The sequence below is a fragment of the Lacicoccus qingdaonensis genome, from assembly GCF_900101075.1.
Lineage (GTDB): Bacteria > Bacillota > Bacilli > Staphylococcales > Salinicoccaceae > Lacicoccus > Lacicoccus qingdaonensis.
On record NZ_FNFY01000008.1, the window covers coordinates 1 to 11,055 of the forward strand.

The 11,055-nt window shown below is 48.6% G+C and carries 10 protein-coding genes; 4 read left to right on the plus strand and 6 right to left on the minus strand.

All coding sequences use genetic code 11. From position 1 onward, the window contains the following. Positions 1-136 precede the first annotated feature (136 nt). Positions 137-1,699 carry a peptide chain release factor 3 gene (locus BLR15_RS06135; RefSeq protein ID WP_052256906.1) on the minus strand — a complete coding sequence of 521 codons (1,563 nt, stop codon included), beginning with the start codon at positions 1,697-1,699 and terminating at the stop codon, positions 137-139. A gap of 19 nt (positions 1,700-1,718) precedes the next feature. Further along, on the minus strand, positions 1,719-3,206 hold the full coding sequence (locus BLR15_RS06140) for a UDP-N-acetylmuramoyl-L-alanyl-D-glutamate--2,6-diaminopimelate ligase (RefSeq protein ID WP_092985745.1): 1,488 nt from the start codon (positions 3,204-3,206) through the stop codon (positions 1,719-1,721). A gap of 144 nt (positions 3,207-3,350) precedes the next feature. On the opposite strand from BLR15_RS06140, the gene BLR15_RS06145 reads away from it, so the two are divergent. Beyond that, on the plus strand, positions 3,351-4,544 hold the full coding sequence (locus tag BLR15_RS06145) for an MFS transporter (RefSeq protein ID WP_092985747.1): 1,194 nt from the start codon (positions 3,351-3,353) through the stop codon (positions 4,542-4,544). A gap of 195 nt (positions 4,545-4,739) precedes the next feature. On the opposite strand, the gene galU is transcribed toward BLR15_RS06145, so the two are convergent. Beyond that, positions 4,740-5,636, minus strand: a complete 897-nt coding sequence (gene galU / locus BLR15_RS06150; protein ID WP_052256909.1) for a UTP--glucose-1-phosphate uridylyltransferase GalU — start codon at positions 5,634-5,636, stop codon at positions 4,740-4,742. Positions 5,637-5,692: 56 nt separating this feature from the next. After that, positions 5,693-6,460: a twin-arginine translocase subunit TatC gene (gene tatC, locus BLR15_RS06155; RefSeq protein WP_092985749.1), complete on the minus strand. Its 768-nt coding sequence runs from the start codon at positions 6,458-6,460 to the stop codon at positions 5,693-5,695. 108 nt (positions 6,461-6,568) lie between these two features. On the opposite strand from tatC, the gene BLR15_RS06160 reads away from it, so the two are divergent. Continuing rightward, on the plus strand, positions 6,569-6,979 hold the full coding sequence (locus BLR15_RS06160; protein ID WP_052256911.1) for a hypothetical protein: 411 nt from the start codon (positions 6,569-6,571) through the stop codon (positions 6,977-6,979). Between the two features lie 392 nt (positions 6,980-7,371). On the opposite strand, the gene BLR15_RS06165 is transcribed toward BLR15_RS06160, so the two are convergent. Both BLR15_RS06165 and BLR15_RS06170 read right to left on the minus strand, forming a co-directional pair. Next, entirely contained in the window at positions 7,372-8,142 is a 771-nt protein-coding gene (locus BLR15_RS06165; RefSeq protein WP_052256912.1) for a M23 family metallopeptidase, read from the minus strand. Between the two features lie 114 nt (positions 8,143-8,256). Continuing rightward, positions 8,257-9,366, minus strand: a complete 1,110-nt coding sequence (locus BLR15_RS06170) for an AI-2E family transporter (protein WP_052256913.1) — start codon at positions 9,364-9,366, stop codon at positions 8,257-8,259. A 203-nt stretch (positions 9,367-9,569) separates the two neighbouring features. On the opposite strand from BLR15_RS06170, the gene BLR15_RS06175 reads away from it, so the two are divergent. Together BLR15_RS06175 and BLR15_RS06180 are read left to right on the plus strand one after the other, a co-directional pair. Next, positions 9,570-10,295: an alpha/beta hydrolase gene (locus BLR15_RS06175; RefSeq protein WP_092985751.1), complete on the plus strand. Its 726-nt coding sequence runs from the start codon at positions 9,570-9,572 to the stop codon at positions 10,293-10,295. A 63-nt stretch (positions 10,296-10,358) separates the two neighbouring features. Further along, positions 10,359-10,868, plus strand: coding sequence for a 2'-5' RNA ligase family protein (locus BLR15_RS06180; protein WP_092985854.1), 510 nt, complete (start codon positions 10,359-10,361; stop codon positions 10,866-10,868). Positions 10,869-11,055: the final 187 nt, after the last annotated feature.

Consider the following 11,055-nt stretch of genomic DNA (forward strand, 5'->3'; position numbering starts at 1 on the left):
GGGATGAGCCGTACAACGGCTAACGGACCGTCCCGGACAACGGGATGAGCTAATAGACTGATTCCGGACATCCTTCCCATAAAAAAACACCCGTCTAACCGATAAACATCGGCCAGGCGGGTGCAGTCTCCACACGCTACAATAAGCTGTATAATTTGATTTCCGGGAATTTGTCGCTGAACCAGCGTGTGGCAAATTCATTTTCGAACAGAAATACCTGATTATCGTAACGGTCGAGCACGAGGTTTGAACGCGGTGAGTTCATGCTTTCCTTGATGTCCTCTTCATTCTCGATCCAGCGGGCAATCTTCTTGCCGATCGGCTCCATCACGACGTCGGTGTTGTACTCGTTTTTCATGCGGTGTTCGAACACTTCGAACTGCAGCTGGCCGACCGCGCCCAAAATCGGCTGGTTGGTATGAAGGGTTTTGTAATACTGGATCGCGCCCTCCTGCACAAGCTGCTCGATGCCTTTATAGAAGTGTTTCTGCTTCATGACGTTTTTCGCGGACACTTTCATGAACAGCTCCGGCGTAAACTGCGGCAGGTTCTCGAACTCGACCTTTTTACCGCCGGCACCATGCAGCGTATCCCCGATCTGATAATTCCCCGTATCATACAGACCGATGATATCGCCCGCATAAGCCTCATCAACGGTCTCGGTATCATCGGCCATGAACATCGTGGCACGCGACACTTTCGTCTTCTTGCCGGTCCGGGCAAGCACCGCATCCATACCGCGCGTGAACTTGCCGCTCACAATGCGCATGAACGCGAGCCGGTCACGGTGTTTCGGATCCATGTTCGCCTGTATTTTGAAAATAAAACCGCTGAAGCCTTCATCTGTCGGTGTCACTTCGGTTCCGGACGCCGTCTTTCTGGCAGTCGGCATCGGCGCGAAATCGACGTACGTATCGAGAAATTCCTCAATACCGAACGTGGATAATGCCGAGCCGAAGAACACAGGCGTCAAATCACCGTTCGAAATTTTCTCCTTATCGAAATCATCGCCCGCTTCTTCCACCAGCATGAACTCCTCGAGTGCCGTCTGGTATGCCTCATCTTCAGTGATTGCGTGTTCCGCCTCCAACTCGTAATCATCGTTCAGCTGGAGCATCTCCTCTTCACGGAAAGGATTAATCTGTTTATTTTTACGGTTGATGATGCCGAAGAAACTTTGGCCCATGCCGATCGGCCATGTCATCGGATATGTTTCAATTTCAAGCGTCTCTTCAATCTCCTCAAGCAGCTCGAACGGCTCCTTGCCCATACGGTCGAGCTTGTTGATGAACGTGAAAATCGGAATGCCGCGCATGCGGCACACTTTAAAGAGTTTCAAAGTCTGCGGCTCGATACCTTTGGCGGCATCGATGACCATGACTGCGGAATCCACCGCCATCAGTGTCCGGTACGTATCTTCCGAGAAATCCTCGTGTCCCGGCGTATCCAGAATGTTGATCTTATAGCCGTCGAAATCAAACTGCATGACGGAACTCGTCACACTGATGCCGCGTTCCTGTTCCACTTTCATCCAGTCACTCGTCGCGAACTTGCCGCTCTTTTTACCCTTTACCGTCCCTGCAGAGCGGATCGCGCCGCCGAACAGGAGCAGTTTCTCGGTCAATGTCGTCTTCCCGGCATCCGGGTGAGAGATGATGGCAAATGTTTTACGTTTTTTTATTTCATTTTGTAATGTCATTAAAAATCTCCTTGATACTTTATTCTTCCAAATATTCTTTCGGACGATATTTGCGGTACGCCGCATCCAGCGCAATCAGGTCGTCGCGGTGCGGCACCTTCACGTAGTTTTCCATGATCTGATACGGCTCGCGGCCCTTGCACGCAAGCACGATCGTGTCGCCAGGCTCACTGATTTCAACCGCATAGCGGATCCCCGCGTCGCGGTCGGTGAACGAATGATAATTGTCGCTGCCGGCCCCCGCTTCGAGCAGTTTTACGAGCATCCCTGGGTCGTCATTCGCCGGATTGTCCGGTGTGAATATCGCGATGTCGGCACGCGTGGCAATCTCGCCCATCTCTTTCGCTTTCGTCGTATCGCGCTCCCCCGTCATACCTACTAAAAATAAAAGCCGTCCGGCCGCGAAAGGCTGGATTGTATTCATGATTTTCTCCAGCGCATCCGGCGTGTGGGCGAAGTCGATGATCAAATTGATCGGCAGTGACGTATCGAGTACCTCGAGCCTGCCCTCAACCGGCGCCATCACTTCAACCGCCCGGATTATTTTCGCCAGATCATAGCCCTGCAGCCATTCGCTGATGATCGCCGCCATCAGATTTTGAATGTTGAATTCGCCGATAAACGGTGAGTTGACGAAGAATTCACCTTCCGGTGTATTCAGTGTAAAGTTGAAGCCTTCCAGACTGCCGTCGATTTCCGTCGGGTAGAAATCGCTCGCACTATCCATGCCGTAAGTGATCACTTCATGCGGCGTCATCCGCTGGTACTGTTCACTCCACGGGTCGTCGTTGTTCAGAACGACGAATTTACGTTCCTTTACGTCCTGGCCCATCTGTGAAAAGAGCAGCCCTTTCGTATAGCCGTAGTCGTCCATCGTCGGGTGGAAGTCCAGATGATCCTGCGACAGATTCGTAAATATTGCGATATCGAAGTTGATGCCGTACGGACGGCCGAGCTTCAGGCCGTGCGAAGATACTTCCATCGCGAACACTTCCGCGCCTTCCTCCGCCGCTGCGTTCATTCTGTGATGCAGCTTGATCGATTCCGGTGTCGTGTTCACACTGACGTACCGATCGTCGTTCACCATGAAACCGTTCGTCCCGAGGTACGCACTTTCCTTGCCCATCGCGCGGCTCAAGGAGTGGATCATCGTTGCCACCGTCGTTTTACCGTTGGTGCCGGTGACGCCGATCATCGTCATCGCCTCGTGCGGAAAATCATATATATACTCTGCAAACAGTGCGCCGACTTTCGCAGGGTCCTTCACTACGAGTATGCCGGCATCGTCGCCGACATCGTAATATCTGTCGCTGATTATGAATCTGCAGCCTTTCTCCAGTACATCCGGTATGAAATTCTGACCGTCGACCAGATGGCCTTTTATTGCCACAAAAATACTATTGCCATCAATTTCGCGTGAGTCTGTAGAAATCTTTTCAACAGCTACGGGGAAATTGCCATATGTTTTCTTGATCTTCAACAAAGAAAGCAGTGTTTTCGAATTCAAGTACCGTCCCCACCTTTCAATCTTTATATTATACAATAAACGGTGTCTTTAAAATAGAGATTCACAAATAATATTCTACACAAATTTGCTTTCATTGTGATAAAATCACTCTTTGAGAAGCTATAATATTGATGGTGAAAACTTATGACGATGAAACGTAAAAAATTATTCTGGAAATATGCAATCATATTATTCATGACGGAACTCGTCAGGGGGATGTATGTGCTGAGCTATCTGCCGGCGCTGCCTTCGATCGAGGCCATTTCGCTGACGCTTGCGTCCATTGTGATCACGGTACATTTCGTCTTCGATGCGGTAACAAATGCCTGGCTCGGATTCATCATGCGGAAAGTCGGCGCCAGGTGGACGATGGCCGGCACATATGCGTTGATGGTCGCGGCGATGAGCATGATTATTTTGTCGCAGGACTTTTTCGTGCTGCTCATCGCTTCCGCGCTGCTCGGCGTGAGTGTGTGCCCAATCTGGATATTCGCGCTCGCAAACGTTGATGAGGCGACCCGCGGAAAGGACATGGGGTTTATTTTCTTCAGCTGGCTTAGTGGTCTCGGCTCCGGTATGGTCGTGATGAATTTCATTATCGGTGCGGTCGGCGAAGCGGCTGTGGGCGTGATGATCGGTGCGGTGGTGCTGAATATTCTGATGTATCTGTTTATCCCGGGGAAGTTCAAGGTCGTTGCGGACGACCGCGGGTCGAGGTCCGGGTCGGGGAAGAAGCGGCTGCCTCTTAAGGAGACGTTCGTGATTTTGCGGCGCCATATGGGGAATATTCCCGGCATCATGCTGCAGGCGCTCGGGGTCGGGATGCTGCTGCCGGTGCTGCCGACGTATATTACGGGGCTCCTTGAGCTCAGCTTTTTTGAATATACGATATTCATTCTGGTGATTTTTGCGCTTGTCGGTTTCAGCATGACCGTGCTGAGCCGCGGGCTGGACAGCTATTCGTCGAAGTTTACGATGGTGATTATTTGTACCGGTTTCTTTGTATATGCGGTCGGGATCATCTGGTTTTCGACTCTCCAGACCGTGTGGATCATTTTCCTGATTGTCGCGTTTATCGGACTATGTTACGGGGTTATGCTGCCCGCGTGGAATAAATATCTCGCCGGCACGATCATGAATGTAAAGAAGGCCGAATCCTGGGGGCTGATCAGCAGCCTGCAGGGAATGGGCGCGATGATCGGCCCGGTTGTCGGCGGACTGACTGCCGATATTTTCGGGACGGTGACCGCGACGCTTGTTGCGAGCGGACTGATATTTTTAGTGCTGACTATTTATTATGCAGGCATGTTCGCGAGGAAACTTGCGGCGAGACGATGATTGTTAATTGAGATTGAAAAAGCCCGTGCCGGCATCTGATGATGTGCCGGGACGGGCTTTGTTTGTGTTTGATTTTAGTTTTGATTGATTAATGATTCTTCCCACTGCCCGGGACGTGCCGTTAGACACTGTACGGCTCTTCCTGCGCAATGAGATGAGTCGATAAAAACCAATCAACAGTTCAAACTCCCCGAGCTACTCTTTCTTTTTCAAATTATCGAGCGTAGACTCCATATACTCGATGATTTCATCTCTGATATTTTCAGAACGGAGTGCGTATTCGATGGTCGTCTTGACGAATCCGCGCATGTGGCCGACGTCGTAGCGCTCGCCTTTGAAATCGAGGGCGTATACGTCTTTGCCTTCGTTGATAAGTTCCGCAATCGCATCGGTCAGCTGAATTTCACCGCCGGCACCGATGACACCGCGCCCAAGCTGTTCGAAAATTTCCGGGGTGAGCACGTAACGGCCCATGATCGCGAGCCTTGAATCGGTCTCGCCCGCCTCCGGCTTTTCATACAGATCCGTCAGATGATATAAATCATCGGAACATCCGTCATACTCAACGATGCCGTATCTGGACACTTCTTCGTCCGGCACGGTCTTCACACCGATGATCGGTGAATTTTTACGTTCGAACTCTTCAATCAGCTGGCCGATTGCCGGTTTCCCGTCGCCGTAGTCGACGATGTCATCGCCGAGCAGCACCGCAAACGGTTCATCACCGATGAACTGGTGTGCCGTATTGATTGCATGCCCCAGCCCTTTCGGCGATTTCTGCCTGACGTAAAATATATTTGCGAGTCCGGTTGAATGTTCAACTTTCTCGAGTAATTCAAATTTACCTTTCGAGCGGAGTGACATTTCAAGCTCCACCTGATGGTCGAAATGGTCTTCGATCGCACGTTTATGCCTGCCCGTGACGATGATGATATCTTCGATGCCCGCTTCGACCGCTTCTTCCACAATGTACTGGATCGTCGGCTTATCCAGAATCGGAATCATTTCCTTTGGCATCGCCTTTGTCGCCGGCAGAAATCTTGTTCCGAGTCCTGCGGCCGGTATAACTGCTTTTCTCACTTTCTGACTCACAATAGTACGCCTCCTGCTAATAAAAACTTTAAATTAGATAATAACATATTCTGCCTTTAATTATCCTCTTTCTCTCGGTCCCGCGCTTCTTTCCGCTTCACTAAAATAATGCTGACTTCATATAAAATGATCATCGGCGTCAGCGTCAACAAATGCGAAAATATATCCGGCGGCGCAATCAGCGCTGTAATCACCAGCAGTCCGAAATACGCAAACTTCCTGACATTCCTCATGATTTCAGAATCCAGCAGCTCCAAATAATTTAAAAATAAAAACACCAGCGGCAGCTGAAAGACGAGGCCGAGCGGTATTGTCGTGACGAGCAGGAACGACATATATTCATCCGCCGTGATCAGCACGTCGAAATTCTTTTCACCCATCCCTATGAGGGCGAAGTAGCTGATCGGGTGCACGACGAAATAGCCAAACAACAGGCCGGCGAGAAACAAAAGTATCATCAGCGGCAGCATGGAGTGCATGATCTTTATTTCTTTAGGAATCAATCTTGGTTTCACGAACTGCCATAAGTAATAGAGCATGAACGGGATGGCGAGGCCGATGCTGATTGCGCCTGAGGTGCGGAAATAAAACCGGATGACTTCGAACGGCCCCATGACGACGATATCGGCGCCCTTGCCGATGAATGAAAACCACCAGCTCACGGTTGTGAAGATGATGATGAATATGATGGCGATGGTGATGGCCGATTTGATGAGTACCGCACGCAGTGCTTCGAGGTGGCCGGAAAATGTGTCGGTGGATTCGACGATGACCGCTTCGGCCGACTTGCTGCGTTCTTTATTTTCTATATTGTTTTGAGCCAAAAAATCACCCGCTTAATGAATTTGGAAATTATAGTTCACAATTTTGTAATATTTTCCTCTATATGATAAAATATATGTTAAATACATTGTATATCGAGGTGCATGAATATGTCATTTTTTAAATTGTTGACTTGGAATAACGGTCATATGGATCTCCGTTACCGGGAAAATTCATATGACGGCAACCTGAAAATTACGAACGTCTACCGTGATAACCGATCACTGGATTATTCTGAAATTAATGATAAGTATGCCTCACAAATTAAAAGAGCACAAGGTGCCATCAACACTTACCGCATGGCGATGCTGATTTTGTTCATCGGACTCGTGTTATTGCCGGCAATTGTACTCGGTGTTGTACAAAATAATATTCTGCTTGTGGGTGCCATCGTCATCTACAGCATCGTCGCCTACTTTCTGGTCGAAGCCTATAATCAGACCGTGATCAACGGCGTCCTTTATGAGATGGACCAGGATTTGACCGGCGGCCAGGGGACGCCGAAGCAGAAGAAAAAATAATAATTGATTGAGCGCACCCCGGGTTGGGGTGCGTTTTTTGGTTTATGGTTATATGTCGGATGGTATTTGGGGCCTATCGGCGCTTCGATTTGAGAACGAGGCTCCGATGGAGGCCCAACAACGCTTCGAATTGAGATCGAGGCTCCGATGGAGGCCCAACAACGCTTCGAATTGAGATCGAGGCTCCGATAGAGCTCCAACAACGCTTCGATTTGAGAACGAGGCGCCGATGGAGTTCCAACGCCGCTTCGATTTGAGAACGAGGCGCCGATAGCGTTCCAACAACGCTTCGATTTGAGAACGAGGCGCCGATAGAGTTCCAACAACGCTTCGATTTGAGAACGAGGCGCCGATAGACTCCCAACGCCGCGAGGGCCTGCAACCACCCTCGCCTATTCTTTCCCACCTGAAGTATTCAGGGAGAGCACTCTCCCCCACAATTTACTTTTAGAAAAAGTTATCCCTTTCACCCACTTCCCTGCCGCGATGTACCGGGTTGCGCCCTGGTGCTTTATGCGCAGCCACCAGTGGCCGTCCTGTTCATATAATTTATCAAAACTGACGGTCACCCCGCTCCGGAGAACACTTGTTTTCCTGCCGGCCAAACCCGGGGAATCCCGCACATTGATCCTTGCATCCAGCCGAAATTTCCCTGTCCATAGCCAGGCATCACCGCCCCCCACAACATTAATCTTCAGCGGATCTATGCCGCTGCAGACGAAATCGCGCTCATCCGCAATATAACCGTAATTCTGAAACTGGATATGGAGATGTGAATTCATACTCACCCCCTGATAATTCGTGTTGGACTGGTAGCCGACGGTGTCGCCGCGTCTCACTTTCCGACCGATTTTCACCGGAATATTGCGGCTCAGATGGCCGTAGATCACCTGGATGCGGATATCTTTATTCGCAATGACCACCGTCCCGCCAAAATTGCCAAACGCACGGGTTCCCGCCGTCACCACCCCGTCGCACACCGACGGCACGGGCGCGAGATGGTATTTCGACAGGTCATACGCGCGGTGGTAGCCGCCGCAGTAGCTGTCATAGTTGTAGCCGTTCACCGTATAATCGCGCTTCCCCCAGACGCCCGACGCGTACTTCTCAGGATCCGACGTCACCCTGAAACCTTGAGAAATCAAATAATCGATTGGATTCATAATTACCTCCTGAAGTGTGTCACTTCATATATCGACGATTCAACATTCAAAGTCAGTTTTATTTTCTACGATAAAAAAAGCCTGCCCCACATGTGAGGCAGGTCTATTATTATTTTAATCATCTTTCCTGATATACGGCTGCACGTCCGTAAGCAGAGAATTTTTCATCGACTTGCGGTAACGCCAGATGTTCTGGATTGTTGTCTTGATGACCGCGTATGTCGGAATCGCAACGAGCATTCCGATGAATCCTGCGATGTTGCCTGCTGCGAGGACCACCACGATGACTGTCAGAGGGTGCAGTTTCAATGATTGTCCCATGACGTTCGGCGTGATCAGGTTACTTTCAATCTGCTGGGCGACCAGTGTGATGAGCGCGACCCAGACGAACATGATCGGGCTCTGGATGACGGCGAGCAGACCCGCCGGTGCAAATGCCATCCACGGTCCGATGAACGGAATGACGTTCAGGAATAGTGCCAGCATACCGAGCAGGAGTGCATACTCCAGGCCGATTGCCGTGTAGCTGATGAACAAAAGCACACCGAGAATGAAGCTGATCAGTACCTGTCCTTGGATGAACGATCGGAGCGTCCGGTCGATGTCATATAATAATTCAGTCAGAAACTGTTTAAATGTGCCGGAAAATGGCGATACCATAGCCGGAATGAATTTCTCGTGATCTTTCAGCATGAAGAAATAAAAGAACGGTACAAGCACCAATGTGAGCAGCACACTCACTGTACTAGTCAAAATCGAAATCGCATTGCTCATGATGTTGCTGACGATTTCACCACTCTGATCGAGAATGTCCTGGGTGAACCCTTCAATGTCGACATCAAACGGAAGCTGTTCCCGCTGTGTCAGTAAAAAGTCGAGTGCGCCCTGGAAGTCACGCTGCAATGCCGGCATGCGCTGTATCAAGTTTTGAACCTGGTCGGAAATGACCGGAACGATGACCATCACAAGTATATTGATGACGATCAGTATGATTATGAATATGGAAAGAATCCCAACGAGCCTGTTGGCTTTTCTTTTTTCAAGAAAGCTCTGGATCGGCTGTGTGATGTAATACAACAGTCCGCCGAGCAGAACAGGTACAAATATCGTTGCGATGATTGTAAATAACGGTTCAAATATGACCTGCACCTGGATGACCAGCATAATGATCAACAGTGTGATGATGATTGCAATACCGGATTGAAACCATGCCTTATTCGCCATTGCCACTACTCCTTAATTTACGTAAGTATTTTTATAAATTGTATCACAAAACATCACTTTACTGAAAATATTTAACGGACATGAGCACTTTATTTTCAAAAATATAAAAAACTGAATTTTATACGTTTATATAATAAAAGATGGTAATATTTATATAAATATAATTCATATCTTGGTACAATAACGAATGAGGAGGGGATTTTATGGAGATGACAGCCGGCAAAATTCATACGGCCGAAGTGGCTTCGGAAGTTTGTAATGAAACATTTGAAATTCAATATTATTTGCCTAAAAACTTCACTGATCTATATAAGCATAATGTCATCATCACTTTTGATTCACAGGACTTTTTTAAATACGGTCAAATTGAAAGAATCTACCAGAAGCTCCGTGTCGATGAAGAAATCGAGCGGGCAATCATTGTAGGGGTGCCATATTCGAGTGTGGAATGGCGGAATCATTATTTCAGTCCGAACGGGGAACATCATGAAAATATGGTGACATTCGTCGGGCGTGAACTGCTTAAATGGATCGACAGCAATTTCAATACGCTGAACATGGCGAACTCACGGGTGCTCATGGGAGAATCACTCGCAGGGACATTTGCATTCAGTGTGGCGCTGCAGTATCCGACGACATTCCCGAACGCGGTGGCATTCAGTCCTTTCGTGGATGATGCTTTTATCGAGCGGTTCAAGTCGCAGCCGAATCTGCTGCAGCTGAACCTGTATCACACAATCGGTCTTGAGGAAGATGACTTTAAAACCATAATGGGCGAGCAGGCGGATTTCCTGACACCGAACCGGAAGCTGAATGAGTTTCTGGAGACGGAGCCGCTTGAATATGAGTACCGGGAGCTTGACGGCGGCCACATCTGGAAGACATGGAAACCCGAATTGGAGAGCATCCTCCGACACTACCTCGCCTAACTTATGTATGAAATTGACGTACAATCTGATATAATTGAAGAAATGACACTGGGAGGAATTAACATGAAATTTGGTGTAGCTTTATTTCCATCAAAAGAACTGCAGGATAAAGTAAACAATTACAGGAAAAGATACGATTCAAAATATGCATTCATTCCACCACATATAACTGTTAAAGAATCATTTGAAGCAGATGAGAGTGAAAAGGATATTATCGTAGATAAGTTGAAGCAGGTGGCGAAAGATCACCAGCCGACGGAAATTCAAATCAAAAAAGTTTCCAGCTTCGCTCCCACTTCACCTGTTATATACTTTAAAGTAGAGCCGAACGAAACTTTGACATCCATACATGAATCATTGAACCAAGGGGATTTTTACGGTAAAGATAAACATTCATTCGTGCCGCACTTTACAATTGCACAGGGCACGACTTCACAACAATTCGAAGATACGTTCAGCCACCTTGCAATGGCTGGAATCGACCATAAAGAAACATTGTACAAACTCAGCCTTGCCTATCAATTGGATAACGGCATGTGGCAGGTTTCCGAGACATTCAGACTCGGTGAGTAATTTTGAATTCGGACCGCAATTTTGTGATTGCGGTTTTTTTGTGTGAAATTTGGGGGTCTGGTTGATGTTAACGGACCGTCCCGGGAAGCGGGATGAGCCATACAGCGTTTAACAGACCGTCCCGGGAAGCGGGATGAGCCGTACAGCGTTTAACGGACCGTCCCCGGAGGCGGGATGAGCCGTACAG